We start from the raw sequence: 20,771 nt of genomic DNA, 5'->3' as shown, positions 1-20,771 counted from the left end.
TCATCATTACAGGAGAATGTACCCTGCAAATTTCTAGGAAGAGACAAGAACAATCATCACGATGAAGCCCTTTTGACGACGCACGCTTAGCTGGACACACCCACAAAAAAGTACGCACTTTGAAGTGCGTACTTAATATGAAAGAGCTTATTCGTAATGGATAATTCGAGCACAACCCCTATGTGCCGGAATCACAGACACTTCATGAACTATAGAGAATTATTAATGATGTCTGCGAATGCATCCCTGTTGTACGTATCATCCTGAATGCGCCATTCTCCCTGATCCTGCAAAAAGGTGATATCGCCCGATAGCGGAATGGACTTGAACTCCTTGCCGTTCTTGTCTGTAAATTTCAGATCAAGCGTGTATTCCACCAGAATCCAGTCGCTCTTGTTATCTTTGATCTTGGTTTGTATATTTTCAGGATGCAGTTTCGCTTGTTCGATGTGTGCAACCTGAAGAGGCAAGACAATATATCGATTAGCCATGTAAGCCTCATAATTCCTGGAGGTCAGGAACGGCTTCATCGTCTCTCCTTTGGCCAATAACCCTTCCATCTCTAACGTATCCTCATAGTCCTTGCCATCCACAGTGAGTTCTGTTGTCTGGCGGAAAGAAATAATATACCCATCACATATGCCAACTTGCGCATGGTTAACCCCTCCCTTTCTCGTCATATTACTCTCAATTATCCCTTCAATAGGATATAATGTCCAGTTATTGGGCGAATCTGAACAGACACCCAGTGAATTATATCCATTGGGTGTCATCTTCATCATAGATTGTGTTATAGTCATCGGGAAGTGATTTGGAGGAGATAATGATGATGATCAAAATTACAACTGGACCAACTCTCGAAGGACAGCGCCTGCTGGTCCAATAACTGCGTGTTTCCTTCAACAATGAAGGTGTGAAAGCTATGTTAACTTATCAAGTCGTTCCTATGATCTATGATTCCAAGGAACAGATTGATGCTATTATTTTACTCGAACAACAATGTAAACAGCTTGATTCCATTCATCTGAAAGCAGACCTTGACCATATTAGCAAAAAAGACGGAGACCATGCACTCCTCTGTTATCGCCACGGTGATTTGGTAGGACTCCTCAGTTGGTATCCATCCGACGGCGTAACCGGGAATATTAATGCCATCGTACACCCAGATTTTCGTCGCCAAGGTGTGTTCGGCAGCCTACTGAAAAGAGCCATCCTGGATATGAAACCACAAGGGATTAACCAACTCAGTTATCGCGTTCCTCAGGGCTTATCTCCGGGTGTTCATACTGCCCAATCCCTTGGAGCCATTTATGATCGTGCGGAGTACTCGATGCAACTTGTGAATGAGGTCCTTTCGGTTGTGGAGCCACCTGAACTAACGTTGTCCGTGGCAGAAACCGAGGATATGGAGTTTATGGTCACTTGCTCCTCCCAAGCCTTTGGAGATTCGGAGGACTGGACACGCGAGTACTTTATGCAAACGAATGAACCCAGCCGAGTCACCTATATTGCATGGCAGAATCAACTGCCTGTTGGGCTGGTACGGGTCAACTCCATTAATGCAACAACCGCATTTATTCATAACTTCTGTATCTTGCCTGCTTATCAGGGACAGAAACTGGGGCGCACTGCGCTTAGCATCCTGGTTGATCTCCTAAGGAAACAAAGTTACACAGATATCCGCTTATCCGTTGTTACCGAGAACAAACGTGCTTTGAATCTGTACCGCAGTGTTGGTTTTGAAGTAAATTCTGAGTATCACTATTTCAACGGTAGTTTATAAAAGGCAGTAGAGAGAGATCGTTTTCCTCATTGGGAGACGGTCTCTCTTTTTATATATTGGAGAATTGAAAAATCAATTTATAACCATCGAACGTTTGCCCGTACATTTCCCGATAGTTACCTTTGGTATAATTATTCACTGTTTTCCGCCAGAAAGATTGGCCAATCTTATTTTTCTCCGATGGATTGGTGAACAACTCCCAGTTTCCTCTAAACATTCCGAAGATCGTCGATGCCGCGTGTTCAGCAACGCCTACACCTCGAAACGGCTGCATCAGAAAGAAGTCATGTACAAAGAAATTCGTGCCTTATGAACAATATGGCGGAGTAGCTATGAACGCAAACCCTGCCGGTATGCCACCCACAATCATGAGGAACGGATAAAGACACTCCGGTTTTTCCCACCATATGTTCTGGACGTTATACTGATCCTGCAAAGTTATATAATCAGGACTTGGCTCAAAAATGCCATGTTCGTTCGGGGTATGCTCTCCACCCAGACCATAATGTCCGGATAGATCATGAAGGTATAGCGGGTACATATTTTTAATCACATACGCCTCGTCTTTATTCGTTAATTTCACTTCTATATTCATATTCACCAACCTTACCAGATGATTTAAGGAGTTAATTTCAAGAACTCTCAACGCATATCCTTGTACCGTCAAATGAATTGTACGCGTAATTAACAACCTCGAATATGTAAAAAAGCTTTAATAACTATTCTTTATTCTTACAGGAAAAAGCCACATTCGATTGCTCGAACATGGCTTTTATAGTTTCATCCCTTTTTGCAATACACAATTTTCTTGATGCTATCGATGGATAAACAGTATTGGTCCGCAAGCTGATCGATGGTTGTTCCGGCAGCAAAAAGCTGGCGGATCTCGTCGTTCCGCTCCCGGACAATCCTTCTGCCACCCGAATTCTCGCCCCACTTCTTGTGGGCATCCTTGGGCCTCGGAATATAGATCAAGCCACCAGAGATATGACGCTGTATTTCTTTGAGTAATTCTTCCGGGAAGATTGTATCCGCATTAATATATTTCACGTTGCTCCACTCCTTAAAAGTTAAAATCTTTAAGGCAGCAGAGTCGTACAATGAACACATTGGATATGCACTACAATGATATGGCGGAAATGGATTTCACGCTCTATACAAACAACCGCCGTTGTTCATCACATGGACTCTGCATAGAGCGGATCGTGAAATTTCTTATGAAACGAATCATGGTAGCCCCCCATTCAGTTAATCTTATTCGTGCTGAAGAACTTTTAACTGTCTATTCCATAATAAGGTTTATTTTCCTTCATGGCAAAATCTACACGTCGAATCTGTAATATACCCCTGTTAATTCTTCTGATACGCTCCATAGCTTGTTTGAAATGTTAGCGTCATATAATTTTTCGATGATCTTAGCGCTCTTGGGATAGCCCTTAGTGCCGCCCATACCGCTGGGAGCAATATACTCCCCTCCCGTGATCGTCGGATCTGCTGCAGCATATAAGGTAGGTAATGCCCCCATATGTGCCGGTTGACTAATGATTTTCAAAAGACTGCGCATGAATATATTGGTCTGTTTCCCCGAACCGAAGGAAAATAGGTTGGTATGCGAAATTCCTGGATGAGCGGCGATACTCATGGAATCAATATGGGCGGAATTAAATTTATTCTGCAGCTCTCTCGCAAACATCAGATTGGCTAGCTTGCTTTGACTGTAGAACTTCATGGGATTATATCCTTTGGAGCCATCTAAATTATTAAAATCAATCGCACCATTATGAGCTGCCATACTACTTACAGTGACAACTCTCGATTTCGGAGTAGAGATCAATCGAGGCAATAGTAGACCCGTAAGCGCAAAATGGCCTAGATGATTACTACCAAACTGTAATTCAAAGCCATCTTTCGTCAACTGGAATGGAGGGTTCATAATTCCTGCATTATTAACGAGAATGGACAAAGAATCGTATTGCTCAAGAAAAGCGGCTGCGAACTTACGGATACTAGCTAAATCGCTAAGATCAAGTTGCATAACGATTACCTCTCCAGCTACATGCACAGACGACTTTATTTTATTAGCTGCCTTTTCACCTTTTTCCAGATTACGAACTGCAAGGATAACTTTTGCCCCTTTTTCAGCTAACGCTAATGCCGTTTCATACCCTAACCCGCCGTTCGAACCTGTCACAATCACTACTTTATCGGATACAGTCGGGATGATGTCTTTAGTCCAAACTTCGCTCATTTGTCTACACACCTTTCTTATCTCTTCCTTGATACCCTAATATCCAGCTTTTAAAGCTTTTATCCCCCACCATACTGGCTTAAACTCCGTTCCAGCATCCCTCTAACCTGCTGTTGCAGTTCGAGCGGAGACACCACCTTCACTTCCGGCCCATAGGAGAGTAATTTTCGCGCTGTAAAAGAGAACTCCTCGGGCGGAACAAGTCCGCGCCACTCATGGCCTTCAACTGACTTGAACAACACATCTGACGCCGCAATCCTTGCTCCAAATTCCGTGAATTGCAGCACCACTTCTACGCTTGCTCTATCTTCTTTGGCAGCTAGCCATGCCTTTAGACTTGGAACAGATTTATCCACTGATTCCATAACCGTCAATTGCTGCATGCGATCCACCCGATACAATAACACGCGGTCCTTATTTCGGGCTGGCATGTACCAATGTCCCTGCTCATAGTAGATGCCATAGGGAAAGACCTGTACTTTTTTAGGACCACTGCGGGCATGATACATAAATTCGATTTCTCTCTTTTCTACCGCTGCACCCAATATCGCTGTTGTTAAAGGCTCGGAATGCCCACCGGGGTGCTGGACAAAGGTGATATGCTCTCTCATTCGCATAATCAGATCCTGTACATCTTCGGGCAAAGTAGAGAAATACTGCTCAGCCAGATGTTCACGCATTAATCCATACGGAAAATCCGGTACTTGCTGTAGATATTCCAGCATCATAAACAGCCCTAATGCCTCCTGCTGTGTCAGTTGAAGAGGTGGCAAAATCCGATTGGGCAACACCCGATATCCTCCGTTCACGCCAACTTCTGTGTACAAAGGAAAACCCAGCGCCTGCAATGCATCCAGATCTCGCTGGATCGTACGAATCGATACGTCGAACCGTTCTGCCAGTTCCCGGGCGGTGAACTTTTGTCTGGAATCCATCAGGCGCATAATAGCCAGTTTTCGATGATTCATGAATTCAACATCCTAACTACGTCAACTTTTGTCATAGTTAAAGTGTATCATACATTTTAGAAAGGAGCGATGAACATGTCTGATAACAAAACAATTTTGTACATTGCTATGAGTTTGGATGGATATATCGCAAGACTGGACGGTTCGGTAGATTGGTTATTTGATGTGGAGGGTGATGGTGGAGACAACGGGTATGCTGCCTTTTATGAAACAATCGGTAGCGTTGTTATGGGACGTTATACGTATGAAGAGGTGCTCACACTTTCCGAAGAATTTCCCTATGCGGATCGCCCAACGTATGTGCTTTCCCGCTCGGAACAGCCGCCCGCTCCGCATGTACAGTTTACAACCGAGGAGGTAGATACGCTCATTCCCCAGTTAAAACAAACTTCTGATGGAGATGTGTGGATTGTGGGTGGCGGCATATTGGTTCAAGCTGTGTTAGCAAAAAAACTACTGGATGAGATCGAAGTCGCCATCATTCCCAAGATTCTTGGTGAAGGCATTCCTTTATTCCCGACAGGCACTGTGCCAAGTCAATTTAAAATGCTCCGAACCCAGACGCTGGGACAGATCATTTCGATTCGTTATGAGGTACAGAACAGCGGCCCAGCGGATACAGCTTCGAATGTCTAGATAAGTAGAAAAGGGAAAGACCATTCTTGTGATACATGGACACCATAAAGTTAGACACCATCTAACCATTGGGGTACCCGTTCATGAAAGAGTGGTCTTTCCATTACCATGTATCAAGTATCAAGTATCAAGTATCAAGTATCAAGTTATCCTATCATTCCTCGTACATATTCCGCTAACACCTCTGCCGTCCTACGGTGAGATAACTCGCCAGGATGGGTACGCGCTCCTACCGTCTCTTCGGTTGTATCAGGAAGCTGGATGATTGAGACCTTGCGGTCTCCTGTCCCCTTCGTATACGTATCAACCGCGCGGTAGATGGCAGGCATCATGGGAAAACCAAGCATGCCATAAGCCCATACGAGTTGTGCATCCGGATTGTTTTTCCGAAGTTTGAACAGGAACTGTTCCACCGCTTTCTCAAAAGCAGCCAGATCTTCTTCATGATACGTACCGTCTTCGTTCAAACGCTGCTTGTACACCTTGCCAGTGTCGGGGTCTTTCCATTCCGGTGACTGAAATGCACCCCCATCATTGCTACCCAGGTTCACGACCACCACGTCCGGCTGCCACGAACCAAAATCATGCTCATCTCCTGCACCTAACGCTTCGTTACGTTCACCAGTAAGCAAGCCACAGACCTGTTCGTAATACTCGGGGATGTTCCCCTTTGGATTGTTATCCCAACTTGTCAGCACACCCCAGCCACTTTGCGAGATGACCCGATATTCTGCATTCAATGCCTCTGCTGTCATAAACGTATAATTATGTATGGCGCTGAACCACATCGGAATCCAATCTTCCTCCGCTTTCGCTCCAATCGCACCTTCACCAGATGTAATACTGTCACCAATGAACTCGATCTTGTACGGTTTTTCCTGCACAGGCAGGAACGCTCCATCCGATTTCACCGCATGAATCTGCAAGGAACAACCCGGGTCACCACTCATCGCTTGAACATCCTTAACGATCCGAACATTCTTCACCACATTCGCGTTCATACCTCGGAATACACAGACCCAGTACCTTCCCGCCGTTAACATCTGTCTGCTCACCGAAACACCATTGATCAGAATGCTGATCCATGACTCATACATGTCATACTGCGACTCTACTTCAACCCATAGTTCGGAGCCCTGTACATTGAGTTCAACTGCACTCCCCGTCCAAAATAACGTCAACGGCGATCGCTCTCCAGTTGTTCTGCCATGCACTTTAAGATTTCCGATCTCAGGCAGAGTATATACCTTTAAATTCTCATTAGATATCACGGTGCAAACCTCCTACGTTTGGTTCATATTATAAGCAGGCTCTCTACATGCCTCGGATGTACGCTTAACTGATATTATGCAACTTTTGAAGCGCTTCCTCTTTGTTTTTCAAAAAGAAAACATGCTTGCCATTGTTGCACTCATAGATGAAATCTCTCAAGCTCTTGCTGTTATGTCCTTCGAAATCTCCCACAATAGCAAGCTTAACATGATAGTTCACGTATTTCTGCAAAATCTCGCCTGCAAGCTTGGTTTTTAGTTCGAAGAACTCTTCCGTGATGTTCGATTTGTCGATAATGAGTTTATCAGCATCATCGGTATACCTTACCGAAGCCATCAAATCCAGTGCATCTTGAGCATTGTTGATGACGATACCATCACTTTCAATAATGGCGACCTTGGAATTGCCTTGCTGATCAATAGTTATGTTCATTTCACTTTCTCCTCCTCTGGACATCGGCTTTTGGTTAAGAGATAACTATCTCAGTTACTATAATTATTTAGTTATTCATCTTTTCAAGCGTCTCCATGTAGAACACATGCAGGAACTTTTTGATATTAACCTTGCCTTTGTCGCCTGCCTGATCTTCTTCCATGGCTCTCATCTTCATTCGAACATCCTGGAAGTCGAAGTACAGGGGAGCATAATGCTCAAACTTGTGGTTGCTATAATCGGTGAGTCCAATCGAGGCCATGTTTGTTAACGCGGCAATTACCGTTCTGCGAATGCGCTGTTCCATCGCCTTGCTCTCTTTCTCGACGTCTTTGGGCGTGGACTTGTACGTCTGGGCCACCGCTTCATAGGACTCCTTCAGTGGCGGCCACTCTGCGACCTGCTTCTGATCAATCGCATACTCCATGAGCGCAATGATGTCCTTGCTACCACTTTCTCCGATGATCCCCAGATCCATTAGAATGTTTCGTGCCGCATCTCGCACCGTACGACCTTGGGCAGGGGCCGGCGCTTCCGCCAGATTCAATCGGGCCATCGACTGCTTGATCTCCAGCACGTATCGTTCATACTTCCACTGGTCATTCACTTTGCTGAGCACATGCTCCACTTCCACCCGATTAATCGGTTTATGAATAAAGAATTCAATGCCGTTTTGGTAGGCCGCTCCTACCATCTCTTTGTTCTCCACCTGAGAGATCATGATGAATTTCCCGGTATAACCCCCGTGCTTCAGCTTCGCCACCGTCTCAATTCCGTCCTGATCCGGCATCAGCAGATCAATCAGCACCACATCGGGACGCAGATCCATGATCATGCGTGCTCCTTCTATTCCGCCCTCCGCCATGCCCGCAAGCTCGCCGATACCACAGGATTCAATGATATCATGCAGCATGCTCCGACTTACCACATCATCATCCACGATCATGATAGAAAGTGTCATCGACATCGGCCCCCTTGATCAGATTTATTTTGGGAATAGCTATAACAAATGTTGTCCCTGTCTCTCCCGGAGGCGCCGACTCTACCTTAATTTGTCCCGCCAACGACTGAACGATATCACGTACATGGGACAAGCCAATGCCCGTCGCAGCAATGCCAACTTCATTGAACTTTGTTGTATAGCCTGGTTCAAAAATAACATCCCGTTTGGCTTCAGGTACGCCTTTTCCAGTGTCCATCACGACGAAATGCACGTCATCTTCTTGCTCATACACACGAATTCGGACCCTCCCGTCATGCTCAATCGCTTCTACCGCATTGGCAATCAAGTTATTCATTACCGTGAGAAGAGGAATGTAATACGGAGACTCACAATCATACTGTTGCTCAATATCGATCTCGACCTGCTTATGCAGCATTTCGCTATATTTTCGGTTTGCTTTGCTGGCAAAGTTCAGTACTTCAGATAGGCTCATGTTGACTGCTTTTTCGTTATCATACAGCTTCAGCAGACCCGCGAGAATGCGTTGTGAATCCTTCTTCACTTCATGAATCTGCTGAGCGATGCCCAGGGTGCGCTGACTGTATTGATTCATGTCCTGCTCCCGGAGATCGCGATATAGATCATAGCTGTCAGCCGTAATGCCTTCGATCGTATTCATCGCTTTCTTCAGGTAAAAGACCTCGCCATACAGACCCGAGTTCACACTCAGCATCTGCTCCATCCGCTTCTCCTGCTCTGCATGTAAGAGCCGCATCTGCCTCACCGCAATGCTGTTATATAGCCCAATCACAAAGTAACTTCGCAGACCACCTACCACAAGCAGATACAACCATTCCTTCATATAAAAGATATTGGTCCCGCTTAACATTCCGCGAAAAAGCAGCTCAACAAGATTAGAGGAGAAATCGATACATGTGATTAACCCGCCGAGCAGAAGAGGCTGCATCTCATGGAATCGATGCTTGAATTTGCTAAGCCCATAGGCAAAGAAAACATAATACATACCTGCACCCAGATTGTCCCGCATGCTTTCCAGTATAGACACCGTCTGTACATGATTGATGAGATCTACCGACTGAAACAGCAAATTCGCGATGCCTGTCAGGATTCCTGTCTTCACATAAGACAAGTGTGGCATGATCATCAGCAGAAATAAAAGGATGCTAACCCCCAGCCCGATTCGGAAGTAATCTTCCCGGAACGGATTTATCTTGAATTGCGCCCCTACCGCAGTGGTAAAGGCAATGGCCGTCATCTGCACATTCTCATTTTTGACCCAATTGCGCATCGATCTCTTCACCCACTATAACAACGTTTAGCGCCCAATGCCGGAACCCGCGCTTCTAATGTTAAATATACTAACATATGAAAGAAGCATTAGAAATAATTAAAATTAGGGAATGAACGCTCAAGCAAAATAAAAAGGCCGGAAGTTTTCACTTCTGCGGCCTTTTCCTTATATCTCATCCGGAATATCAAATGACACCATCGTTCCCTCACCCGGCTCGCTTATAATCGATAATCCCTGACCATAACGTTGTAGCAACCTACGGTTCGTATTTGCAATGCCTATTCCGCCTTTTCCACCCAGTGTAGCACGCAGTAGCTCAGCAACCTTCTCGGGTTCCATGCCTTTGCCATTATCCTTCACCTCAATACGGGTATAACCCTCATGACGAGTGATGGATAGGCATAACGTACCGCCTACATTGCGGCTTAATAGTCCGTGTCTGACGGCATTTTCAATCAAAGGCTGAATCGACAGCGGCGGGAGAAGCAACGGAAGATCCGGTTCGACGTTTAATACCACCGACAAGCGATCTTCAAATCGTGTTTTTTCAATAAAAAGATAGGCTTCAACGAGTTCCAGCTCATATGATAATTTCACCAGTTCCCCTGTGTTGAGATAGTTGAAGCTGATCCGTAAATAGGATGAAAAAGCATCGCCAAGCTTCCGCATATGCTCTGTATCAATATCACTTAAAACCATAAGTGAATTCAACGTATTAAACAGGAAGTGAGGCTGAATCTGAGCCTGTAAATAAGCGGCCTCCATGCGCAGGCGCTCTTGGATAGACTGATTTAGCATGGTCAATGCACGTATCCGATATTTCAGTTCCACCGCATCTACAGGCTTCGTGACATAATCATTGGCCCCCGATGCAAATCCCGTGTAGATATCTGGCGGCTGACTTCGTGCCGTCAACAGCAGCACAGGAAGCTCAGACATCGAGAATTGTTCCCTCACCTTCTGGGTTAACTCATATCCGGACATATTGGGCATCATCACATCTGTAATGAGCAGATCCCACTGACGTGTGCCGAGCAATTCCATCGCTTCCTGACCCGAACCTGCTGTAGTTATATCATATGGTTCCGTCGAAAGAATGCTGACCAACACATCCAGATTCACCGGATCATCATCCACAGCCAGAATGGTAGCTCTCCCCTCTTTTAACAACGGAGCCATCTCTGCTGTCGCCAAGGCTTCCGCGTCCCCCATACCTGGGCGGGGTAACAGGAATCCGCTAGGTGCATCTTCCATCATCTCCGCGGCCTGTTCCCAAATTAGAGGTAGCTGCGACTGAGCCTGATCGGCGGCTTCATCCGCGAGTGGTAGATCGAAGCTGAATACCGAGCCCTTTCCGAGTTCCGAGTGAACCGTAAGTGCCCCGCCGTGCAGTTCTACGAGCTCTTTGCAGATGTTCAGTCCAAGCCCGATGCCTTGTCCATCACTGATTCCATACGACCCTTGTTCATACGGGAGGAAAATACGCATCCGTGTATCCTCATCCATGCCAATGCCTGTATCCGTCACATGAATCAGAGCATGTCCTTCACGAATTTCGGCACTTACGGATATCGTTCCTTCCTCTGTATGTTTAAGCGCGTTATGCAGTAGATTATACAAAATCTGAACGAGCCTTTCTTCATCAGCCATGACCTGAGGGAACGATTCCGGAATCTCCATATGAAGGCGAACTGGTTTTCGTTCTGCCATGAATTGCAGCATGGCGATAACGCCAGGCACAACCGACTGTATGGAAAGAGGCCCCTGACGTAACTCAATGCGGTGCTCCTTCAGCCGGACTACATCCAGTAGATCACCAAGAAGATGTGACATCCGTCTACCGATCGTAATCAGCAACTCCATATCCTCCAGGCTCCGTTCATCCAACCGGTTTTTCTCCCGGGTGATCACGTTATGAGCGATGTTAATGATCCCGTGCAGCGGGGTCCGCAGTTCATGTGATGTATTCGCCAAGAATTGATCTTTAATTTTGTCGCCCTTCTGTAGTTCTGTGTTCAGCTTCATATTCTCCCTGACATTCCTGAAGTATTTCTTGAACCAATAGGCGGAGAAGCCGGTAATCGCAAAGATAATGTCAATGGGATAATAGACTGTTGTCACATCTTTGGCTGTCTCGACCACACTCCATATCAGGTTGGATATAATGCCTCCTGCAGTAAGCAGCAGAAAAACAATATCCCGGTCCGCCTGTTTCCTGAAGATCATCGTTCCGACGATGTATAGAAACCAGATCATGGATACAAGAAAGAATAGGTTAATGACGTTGTAATGGATCATGGCATATGTAATATGAATGGGCACCACCACAATCACGGCCGTATAGATCAAGGTCATGACAACATGCCACTGTAGCCATGCCTTTCGTACATGAACCATCGTTAATCTCTGGAATAACAGAAGGATACAAACATTTTGCAGCAACAATGAGATCAATCGAATTTTAATGCCCCAAGTATAATTAATAGGAAGCCATAACATCAATATATTGTCATGACCCATCGTAACCGTGATGCCCACAGATAAAGTTAATACGGCTCCAACCAGCAAGGAACGTTCCTGTCGATTAAATGCGTAAAGAATACAGGCATACATGCCGTGGAGGAGCAGAACCAGAAAGGTGAGCATCTGAAAACCAATAGAATACCAACGCGAAAAATCAACAGCTGCCTGTGAACCGAAGCGAACAGGTTTGCTAATTCCGCCCATATACGGGCTATCGTAATTGGCTACACGAACCAATAGTTCAATGGAGGTTGTTCCTTCCTGATCATAGGTCGCTGTATATGAAGTGCTTCGGGGTATATATGTACTGCTATCCGAGGAGACCTCACCCATACCCCCGTCGTTGTGTCCATTCATCTCAACCTCGGATGAACTTCGGATTCCCTTGAACCAGAAAGTTACCGGTGTCTGAAGTGGATCTGTCAAAATGCGCAATCGATATGTTCCGTAACCGTACGAACTCTCGTGTTCCTGATTCTGTGCACTCCCCCAGTCTCCTGGGACCTGAACACTCTTCGCACCGCCATTCCTCTTCGCAATATCTTGTTGGGTCAGCAACTCATCCGGGTAAATTTCCCATTCCCCATTCAAGTACATGACAGGGGACTGATCCAGATCCACATCTCTCAAATCAAGCACCCCGTTAACGGCGCGATGCTCATCTACTGTGTGGAATAGCTCAGACCATACCGAGCGCATGCCAATTAACACTCCAAAAATGATTAGCATGATGAACAAATATCTGTAACGGTCCATACGTTTCGTTTGAAGTAATTTCATTAATTATTTTTTCATGACTTTGGTTAAACCGAGCTTCCAGTCCTGATACCATTCGGTAATGTCCTCACTGATCGGTATCTCCAAATCTTGCTCCATTCTGGTGGTTAAGAGACGATACTGCTCCTCCACACCGAGATCGTTGTGCATTTCATCATATAACTTCATTAGCATAAAATAACTTTCTTCTTCGTCCGGAAGCATATGCTGGATACGTTGTGTACTCTCGACCACTTTCTCCGCCAGCCCATGCTGCTGGTAATACAGACTTAGTTGTCTCATATGATACAGCCACAGATAGCGTAATCTTTCCCGCTCAGGTTCAGCCCACATGTATTCGTAATTGCCAAGATAGGTACCCTTATATAGATGAAGCGCTTGCTCATAGGCATGAACGGTACTTGCGTCTACGACTTTCCATTGCCTGATTTCCCGTTCCCACTGCTCACTATCCAACTGAGCCTCACCCAATTCGAGTCGATAACCTGCCTCCAGGTGTCCACTCTGAATCGTGATCATATTCATATTGCAAGTTTTCAGGGTTTGGCGGACATGATACATTGCAGTGTAGAGTTGATGTGTCGTCTTCTCCTCTTCCATTCCCGGCCACAGAAGCTCCAGCAGAACACTGCGATGGATGACCTGGTTCCGGTGGTGAAGCAAGTATGCAAACAGCTCCTGCGCCTTGCTTGTACGCCATTTGGCCACCTGAACATCCTTGCCTGGAAGCTTAAACTGAATCTGATTAAAACAGCAAATTAAAGGTACGTTTGTATCCTTTGACCGCTGCTCGCGTTTTACGCTCAGTTTCTCTCTTACGCGGCTCACCGTCTGCTTCAATCGATCCTTTTGGATCGGCTTCATCACATAGTCCAAAGCCTGTAATTCGAAAGCATGCACCGCATATTGATCGTAACTGGTCACAAATATAATTTCGGTGCCCGGTGTTGCCGCCTGAATCTGTCTTCCCAGATCCATACCATCCATCTCCGGCATATGAATATCCAGAAATACAACATCAGGACGGTGCTCCACAATACCCGCCACAGCCTCTGTTGGATTCATATATGTAGCGATAATTTCAATGCCGCTTACTTCTTTTTCTAGTGATTTTTGAAGGCCTATCAACGCTAGACGTTCGTCGTCAACCAATATCACTTTCACAGGAGCTTCCTCCTCGACCCTGAGGTCTTGAGATTTATTTTCACTATTATATCATAGGCATTTTAAGTATTTAGCGTTCTTCGTTACCCATTTTTAATTTTTAGCAATTTAATTGTATAATACTAAATAGAAGACAGGTTATCAGATCCGGTCTTGGAAGAGAGGAAGGTTCCATATGTCAGATGTTAATCAAAGCTTTGGGCAAGCCCTTGTCAAATCATTAGTGGGGGAACGCGGTCATATCCGCATCGCCCGTGCTCTACCCGATATCGATGTCACACTTGCTACTCGTACGCACGATGCCATGCCATATACGATCTATCAGTTGGTGAAGCACATGCATTATTGGCAACAATTCATGCTCGAACACTTGGAAGGACGCAAGCCACAGCTCCCTGCTAACGTGAGTGAAAGCTGGCCTGAAGAGAAGGGTCCACAGGACGAAGCGACGTGGAAGGCAGATATTCAGGCATTCTTGGATGGAGTTGATCAAGCCGTAGCCATTGCAGAAACTGCACAATTAGATGATCCACTGCTCTATTTCCCGGGTGAAACTAAAGCAGGACTTCTGCGCAATATCGCCTCCCATAACTCGTACCATCTAGGGGAGATTGTTCTGCTGCGTCGCTTCTACGGCGCATGGCCGCCTCCAGGTGGCGGGTTCCCGGCGTAAACCATATTTACAACAGATCTATTGAACGAATATACAGACACATCTAAGCTGTGAAAGGACGATTGTTCCTTTTTCAGCTTCTTGTGGTTGTAGGCAAGTAACATCCAATGAAGTGCCAATTATAACGCTCATATCCTGTACCAGGCTCATATATTACTTCAAGGTGCGTATATCACTTTGAGGTGCGTACTTCTCATCCTTCTTTTTCTGACCCACAATATGAACAGAAGAAGAGAGGAGCATGTCCATTGAAACCCGAACAATCCGTTACCCGTTACACCGCACTTGTCATTGGTGCTGGAGGCGTCATTGGAAGAAACCTTATTGATTATCTGATGACACTTCCGCAATGGAATGTCATTGGTGTATCTCGCCGCGGAGGGGAAGATGCCCCTAGGTTACGTTATATATCAGCTGATTTACTGAACGAAGTAGACACCCAAGACAAACTGAGTCATTTAACGACGGTTACGCATATTTTCTACGCCGCGTATCAGGATCGCCCAACTTGGGCCGAATTGGTACAGCCCAACCTGGCCATGCTCGTCAATGTGGTGAATACCATCGAACCGATCGCTCCAAATCTCCAACATATTAGCCTAATGCAAGGTTATAAAGTGTACGGTGCACATCTGGGGCCATTCAAAACACCTGCCAAAGAAACGGACGCATATCATATGCCCCCTGAATTCAATGTCGATCAGCAACGGTTTCTCGAGGATCGGCAACCCGGAAGCAGCTGGACCTGGTCAGCCCTGCGCCCGTCTGTTGTATGTGGATTTGCCCTGGGTAATCCAATGAACCTTGCCATGGTTATTGGCGTTTATGCTGCTATCTCCAAGGAACTTGGCTTGCCCCTTCGATTTCCTGGGAAACCAGGAGCATATCATTCTCTTCTTGAAATGACTGATGCAACATTGCTGGCTCATGCAACCGTATGGGCAGCAACCGATCCGCAATGTGCCAATCAGGCATTTAATATCACCAATGGTGATCTGTTTCGCTGGAATGAGCTATGGCCCAAAATCGCTGCGTTTTTCGAATTGGAAACAGCACCTCCACTGCCCCTTTCACTTGCAACAGTGATGGCAGATAAAGAAAATCTTTGGAATTCCATGATTGAAAAGTATGGTTTGGTAAACACCCCTTATGATGATGTCTCTTCCTGGGCATTTGGTGATTTTGTCTTCTCGTGGGATTACGATTTCTTCGCAGATGGTTCCAAAGCTCGCCGCTTCGGATTCCATGATTTCATTGACACTGAGACTATGTTTATGGATATTTTCAGAAATCTACGTGATCGCAAGATCCTTCCGTAAAGTAAATAAAATGCAAAATAAGCCGATTCCTGAATTCCAGAATCGGCTAATATAAGTCCCTCAACGGTCAGTAGTAGTTGGCGGCTTAAACAGAATTTTTCCTCGATCACCATATACATTCTCCACGTGTATATCGCCCCACCTACACATCAGATGAAGAATCTCTTTAAGACTCCATCCATACGCTGTTAACTCATATTCCACTTTAGGTGGGACCTGGTGATGGGAAATACGGACAATAACTCCCGCCTCCGTTAATTCACCAAGTTGCTGCGTCAACACTTTCTGAGTGATCGCAGGGATCAGTTTCATCAGCTCACCATTACGTTTCTTGCCAAAGGTAAGATGGAATAGAATAACAGGCTTCCACTTCCCCCCGATTACTTCAAGAAAAGCTTCCACTGCGGTGTTATATACCTTGATCGGTTCCTCCATATCACCTTCTGTCTCCCTTCCACACAACAGTTTAAAGAACCTCTGTCGATTTTTTAGACTTCTGGAGTCATCAGCCCTTGGATAAACGTCTCAAAGTTCGGTGCCAGCGGAATGATCTCTTTGGGATTCTCCCTCTTCACATAAACGACCTCAGGTTCTCCATCATTACCGAATGAACGATAATCGAGCATGACAACCCCCGACTCCGAAGGAGATACCGCGATGACCACACCAATCTCCGGATACCCTTCACGTTCAATCAAATTCCAGCTGCCTTGAATACCCGCTAGTGTGCGAGGCTTCTCACGGCCAATGCCCAGTATACCTTCAATTTCAACATAATCCGTAGCTCCCGTATCTGTGTTCGCCACAGGGAAATAACGATTGTACGGAATACCGCCGTTATGTAGCTTCATCATCTCAATGTAGGAAGCCGGCAGTCGGAACACCAATTGCTCCTCAACAGAATCAATGAGGCCATCACTTGGCGGATTGGACACATAGTGCTCCAGTGCCTGCTCACTATCGTTCCAGAATTCGCCGGATTCCGGTCTGGGAATCGCTTCAAAGGTCGCTACAACGTCAACGGGTACATGGAATTCTCCAACAGCCTCTGGATCAGTTTCAACTTCAGGTTCAGATTCGGACGGCTCCTCCATTTTGCTTCGAATCCATCCCAGAAACTCCAGCGTATCTTCATCCTCAGGGTCCAATTCATCCGCTCTTTCAAACGCCTGCAGCGCATGCGCATATTGCTCCAGATAATAATAAGCCAGTCCAATCCGATAATGCCAGAGTGGGTCACCTGTGCCCTCTTTAGCAACCGTCAGGAATTGTTCAACCGCTTCTTCATACTGTTCCAAGTTATTCAGCGCTCGCCCCAAATGGTTAACCAGCTCATAATCTCTTTCTTCCACAGGAATTGCCTGAATTGCATCTACAATTTCCTGAAACTCATCTTCTTCATGCCACTCTTGCAATTGAACCAACAGATCGTCTCTCATTCTCTTTTCCTCCCCGTTCATTCACTCATGATTACGTATTGAAAATTATACCACTATCCGGATCACCATCTCCAGCAAAGCAAGATCCTTAGGGATATCACGAAGCGATATCTTTTCATTTCGGATGACAAAGCTAAAAGAGGTAACCTGAACCTGGTTAAGAAAACCAGGCAGGCTACCTCCTATATTCCTTCCACTATATTGCATTCTTCATTCAATTCAGCAATTCAACACAATCATAGACCCAGCCTGCACTTAACCAGTTACCCAAGTCACTAGAACCGCTGATCGGCGTAATCGTGATAGTATTGGAACCATTCACGAAGTAGGATGCTGGAACATTCCAGCTAAAGGTTGTGTTGTTCCCACGATACGTACCAATGGTGAAGCTACGAGAATTGGGTTGTGAAGATGCAGCAGGATTGGTTAAAGCATGTCCATTAACCGTTACACTCGGTCTGCCATTATTGTAAGCTGCCGTAATACCGATGTTGAGCGTATGAGAAGATGCCGCTTGAGATGCATTCAAATTAAACGTTATTGTGGTTGGAGAATTCTGACCACGGAACTGGATTGCCGGGAATCGATTGGTCGCGCTACCGGTGGCATAGGTGACAGGTCCCCAGCTTGGGTTGCGACTATCGGAAGGGTGACGGATCGGAATCGTCTGTCCATTCAGCAACTCCCGTGGTGTACCATCCCAGTTGCCGATTCGCCAGATGTTAGAGGCTTTACTTGGGTCATTGTTGATCGTACGTGTATTCAGAGTCGTCGTTTGCCCTGCCGTGACATTAACCGTTTCCGTATATACGGCCAGTTCTCCCTTATAAGCTGTCATAGTGTACGTGCCCGGGATCATGCTGTATTTGGCGGCCGCCCCACTTGAAGACGTCCCCACCCAATACTGGGCATTGCTATTAGCGAACCCAATTGTGTAAGCATATCCTGTATCCATCCCGGAGAGGCCATTAAGCACTACGTTCCCCCGACTGGATACCCAACCCTGCAGATTCAGACCAGACATCCAGCTGAAATCGGGTACACTTGGCGTACCTCCCGTTGTAAAGATCAAAGCGTACGGCCCATGTAGACCCAGGCGCCAATTCTCCGTCTGTGCATGTCCCGAGTTCATATAGTTATATACTTCCGTCTCTGTTCCACTTTGGAACTGGATGTCGCGGAAGAATGGACCACCAGAGCTTTTTTCCCGATTGCCGTAGGCCATAAATACACCGACGCCATTCCCCGTAACTCCACGAACGGATAAATCTTTGGCCTGATCATTACCATAATATTTGGAGGCCGACTGTCCATTTGCAAACCCGAACACATCCTGACTTTCAATCGCTCCTGTGTTACCTCGATTATTGGAATTCGCCGGAACACCTGTCAACACACTACCATTACCGCGGAAAATGTACCGCAGCTCCCCGATCGAAGGTTGAGCTGTGATATGCGTGGCCATGTATATGATGTTCTCCCCACCACGCGAAGCATAATAGTGAGTCAGTGTGCTTGTGGATACCGTGATTAACACGGTTGATCCTGAAGGAGAGGTATTCCACGTCACATTGGCGGAGGAACCCAAACCTGAGCCGATATGCGATCCTCTGTTGCTGTTCAGCTCCGTACCGTTCATTTTGGCCGATATAATATCCCCATTGGTTTTGTTCACCACATAGACTAATCCTGATCCGGTGTTTACTTCAATTCTGGAGCCGTTATCCGTAACATTAATGGTTGCCGCGTGTCCGGTAGATGCAGGGTATACAACAGCTGTTGCGATCATAACGATGATTAAAAACAAACCAAGCGCCTTTCTCACTATACTTTTGGTCATGAGTAATTCCCTCCTTGGAACTCATTTAATAAAGCGCTTACATAATAATGTATAATAACTGGCACTTCCGTCTCATATCGATATGTCTGCTATGTGAGCCTGTCCATAATCAATGGAATGTTATGTCTGCGTGCGTATAGAATAGAGTCATCACTTCATGTAAACCTGATCTCGCCACCCCCTTCTTAAATCACTCTTCTAAATACAAGTATTCTTACAATTCCAATAAAATAATACCATTATATTACATAAATTTGCAATGAAAACGGCTCGCATATCCGATAGCAAATTCTGAATACAAAAAACGCAGCTTCAAAAAGCTGCGCCCGCAGATACCAAGCTAGAGACAGTATCATCTCTTCCGAATAGGTATCCATATCTCACTTCTATATTGCTCTACAGTAACATCCTTGTGCTCATTCCATAACATTTCCGGGCCCTCACTCAGCTCATAGTCCGATGAAGGAAACCATTCCGCGTAGATCCGGCCCCACACCTCCTGAAGCGTGCCTGGAAACGGGCCAACGACAGTAAATACAGCCCACGTCGAAGCAGGAACTTCCAGCTGTTCCAGTCCTTCAGGCGTCTCTTTTGTCGTAGCTGCACCAATGTAATGATCCAGTTCTCCCTGTTCCGCCATCCGTCCCTCACTGAAATGGGCTGAAGCACTGATTAAGCCCAGAGGTTGGACGTTTGATGCCCCCTTGATCGTATCAATCAATTCCGGTGTGAGACTCTGGTACATCGCAGCGATCTCCGGATTAACCCCGTTGAATACGATTGGCACCCTTTTACGAATACCCACGATTCGAAAAGCCTCTTTGTCTTCAATGCGGTAGTTCATTTCGCTTCCTCCTTGAATGGTCAGTTGAAATGTCATCCGTGGGAAGGCTTTAAGGGATGGACCATGGTTTCGCGCTTCGGAGGGCGTAGTGCCATGCATGCTTTGAAAAGCACGCGAGAAAGAATCCGGCGATGTATACCCGTATTTTAGTGCAATATCAATGATTTTGCTGTCACTTTGACTTAGCTCCATGGCCGCAAGTGTCAAGCGGCGACGTCGAATATATTCCGAGAGTGTTACACCACTAAGAAAAGAGAACATGCGTGTAAAATGATACTCCGAACAGCAGGCAATTCGGGAAATCTCCTTCATGTCCACGACATCCATCAGATGCTCCTCAATATAATTCAAGGCTTCATTTAACCGCCTCAGCGTATCCATATCATCCCTCCCACGTTAATTTAAGCTTAGCAAAGTCATTCTCTTCGCATCCGACATTACCTGCACCATTCTGTAGGCTCTTTGCATCTAAATCAGGACCACCCGTCCAACGGGTGGTTTGCTCTTGGGGTATAACCCCCTGTTGCCAAACTGCGCCTAAAGACGCTAGCCTGACAGCAGGGCTGTTCAGGCTCAGTGTTATTTGTCACTTTCACTC

20 protein-coding genes are annotated in these 20,771 nt (G+C 46.0%); 4 read left to right on the top strand and 16 right to left on the bottom strand.

From position 1 onward, the window contains the following. Nucleotides 1–209: 209 nt before the first annotated feature. Entirely contained in the window at nt 210–680 is a 471-nt protein-coding gene (locus PAEAM_RS03660; RefSeq protein WP_100526696.1) for a hypothetical protein, read from the bottom strand. Nucleotides 681–922: 242 nt separating this feature from the next. Here PAEAM_RS03660 and PAEAM_RS03655 point away from each other — a divergent pair, with 242 nt between their 5' ends. Further along, nucleotides 923–1,783, top strand: coding sequence for a GNAT family N-acetyltransferase (locus PAEAM_RS03655; protein WP_100526695.1), 861 nt, complete (start codon nt 923–925; stop codon nt 1,781–1,783). 49 nt (nt 1,784–1,832) lie between these two features. Here PAEAM_RS03655 and PAEAM_RS32190 read toward each other — a convergent pair whose 3' ends face one another. From PAEAM_RS32190 to PAEAM_RS03635, 5 genes are all read right to left on the bottom strand, one after another. Beyond that, nucleotides 1,833–2,057 (bottom strand): hypothetical protein, encoded by a 225-nt coding sequence (locus tag PAEAM_RS32190; RefSeq protein ID WP_243391261.1) that lies wholly within the window; start codon nt 2,055–2,057, stop codon nt 1,833–1,835. A 33-nt stretch (nt 2,058–2,090) separates the two neighbouring features. After that, nucleotides 2,091–2,450 carry a hypothetical protein gene (locus tag PAEAM_RS32185; protein WP_243391260.1) on the bottom strand — a complete coding sequence of 120 codons (360 nt, stop codon included), beginning with the start codon at nt 2,448–2,450 and terminating at the stop codon, nt 2,091–2,093. A gap of 113 nt (nt 2,451–2,563) precedes the next feature. Then, the gene (locus PAEAM_RS03645; protein WP_036611734.1) at nt 2,564–2,833 is read right to left on the bottom strand and encodes a CD3324 family protein; all 270 of its coding nucleotides are present in this window, start codon (nt 2,831–2,833) and stop codon (nt 2,564–2,566) included. Between the two features lie 271 nt (nt 2,834–3,104). Continuing rightward, the gene (locus PAEAM_RS03640; protein WP_100526694.1) at nt 3,105–4,031 is read right to left on the bottom strand and encodes an oxidoreductase; all 927 of its coding nucleotides are present in this window, start codon (nt 4,029–4,031) and stop codon (nt 3,105–3,107) included. Nucleotides 4,032–4,090: 59 nt separating this feature from the next. Further along, complete coding sequence (locus tag PAEAM_RS03635) at nt 4,091–4,999, bottom strand: helix-turn-helix transcriptional regulator (RefSeq protein WP_100526693.1); 909 nt, start codon at nt 4,997–4,999, stop codon at nt 4,091–4,093. 69 nt (nt 5,000–5,068) lie between these two features. Here PAEAM_RS03635 and PAEAM_RS03630 point away from each other — a divergent pair, with 69 nt between their 5' ends. Continuing rightward, nucleotides 5,069–5,635, top strand: coding sequence for a dihydrofolate reductase family protein (locus PAEAM_RS03630; protein WP_100526692.1), 567 nt, complete (start codon nt 5,069–5,071; stop codon nt 5,633–5,635). Between the two features lie 146 nt (nt 5,636–5,781). Here the strand turns inward: PAEAM_RS03630 and PAEAM_RS03625 are convergent, their stop codons facing one another. The 6 genes from PAEAM_RS03625 to PAEAM_RS03600 form a co-directional block, all read right to left on the bottom strand. Then, nucleotides 5,782–6,906, bottom strand: a complete 1,125-nt coding sequence (locus PAEAM_RS03625; protein ID WP_100526691.1) for an SGNH/GDSL hydrolase family protein — start codon at nt 6,904–6,906, stop codon at nt 5,782–5,784. Nucleotides 6,907–6,970: 64 nt separating this feature from the next. Beyond that, entirely contained in the window at nt 6,971–7,339 is a 369-nt protein-coding gene (locus PAEAM_RS03620; protein ID WP_100526690.1) for a DUF4180 domain-containing protein, read from the bottom strand. A gap of 67 nt (nt 7,340–7,406) precedes the next feature. Further along, nucleotides 7,407–8,300 (bottom strand): response regulator, encoded by an 894-nt coding sequence (locus PAEAM_RS03615; RefSeq protein WP_100526689.1) that lies wholly within the window; start codon nt 8,298–8,300, stop codon nt 7,407–7,409. Then, entirely contained in the window at nt 8,272–9,603 is a 1,332-nt protein-coding gene (locus PAEAM_RS03610; RefSeq protein ID WP_243391259.1) for an ATP-binding protein, read from the bottom strand. The genes PAEAM_RS03615 and PAEAM_RS03610 overlap by 29 nt, the downstream gene beginning before the upstream one ends. 156 nt (nt 9,604–9,759) lie before the next feature. Beyond that, entirely contained in the window at nt 9,760–12,897 is a 3,138-nt protein-coding gene (locus PAEAM_RS03605; RefSeq protein ID WP_100526687.1) for an ATP-binding protein, read from the bottom strand. Nucleotides 12,898–12,900: 3 nt separating this feature from the next. Next, nucleotides 12,901–14,058: a response regulator gene (locus PAEAM_RS03600; protein WP_100526686.1), complete on the bottom strand. Its 1,158-nt coding sequence runs from the start codon at nt 14,056–14,058 to the stop codon at nt 12,901–12,903. 175 nt (nt 14,059–14,233) lie between these two features. Here PAEAM_RS03600 and PAEAM_RS03595 point away from each other — a divergent pair, with 175 nt between their 5' ends. Further along, nucleotides 14,234–14,731, top strand: a complete 498-nt coding sequence (locus tag PAEAM_RS03595) for a DinB family protein (protein WP_100526685.1) — start codon at nt 14,234–14,236, stop codon at nt 14,729–14,731. Between the two features lie 248 nt (nt 14,732–14,979). Continuing rightward, nucleotides 14,980–16,050, top strand: coding sequence for an SDR family oxidoreductase (locus PAEAM_RS03590; protein WP_100526684.1), 1,071 nt, complete (start codon nt 14,980–14,982; stop codon nt 16,048–16,050). A gap of 60 nt (nt 16,051–16,110) precedes the next feature. Here PAEAM_RS03590 and PAEAM_RS03585 read toward each other — a convergent pair whose 3' ends face one another. The 4 genes from PAEAM_RS03585 to PAEAM_RS03570 form a co-directional block, all read right to left on the bottom strand. Next, the gene (locus PAEAM_RS03585; RefSeq protein ID WP_036671801.1) at nt 16,111–16,485 is read right to left on the bottom strand and encodes a winged helix-turn-helix transcriptional regulator; all 375 of its coding nucleotides are present in this window, start codon (nt 16,483–16,485) and stop codon (nt 16,111–16,113) included. A gap of 53 nt (nt 16,486–16,538) precedes the next feature. Then, nucleotides 16,539–17,489, bottom strand: a complete 951-nt coding sequence (locus PAEAM_RS03580; RefSeq protein ID WP_100526683.1) for an SMI1/KNR4 family protein — start codon at nt 17,487–17,489, stop codon at nt 16,539–16,541. Nucleotides 17,490–17,703: 214 nt separating this feature from the next. Next, nucleotides 17,704–19,329 carry a rhamnogalacturonan lyase B N-terminal domain-containing protein gene (locus PAEAM_RS03575; RefSeq protein WP_036611768.1) on the bottom strand — a complete coding sequence of 542 codons (1,626 nt, stop codon included), beginning with the start codon at nt 19,327–19,329 and terminating at the stop codon, nt 17,704–17,706. 352 nt (nt 19,330–19,681) lie between these two features. After that, complete coding sequence (locus PAEAM_RS03570) at nt 19,682–20,554, bottom strand: AraC family transcriptional regulator (RefSeq protein WP_100526682.1); 873 nt, start codon at nt 20,552–20,554, stop codon at nt 19,682–19,684. Nucleotides 20,555–20,771 lie beyond the last annotated feature (217 nt).

Origin of the sequence: Paenibacillus sp. GM1FR, assembly GCF_002803315.1 — a bacterium.
GTDB classification, from domain to species: domain Bacteria; phylum Bacillota; class Bacilli; order Paenibacillales; family Paenibacillaceae; genus Paenibacillus; species Paenibacillus amylolyticus.
Note: the sequence above shows the minus strand (reverse complement) of the source record. Positions and strands in the feature narration are given on the sequence as shown.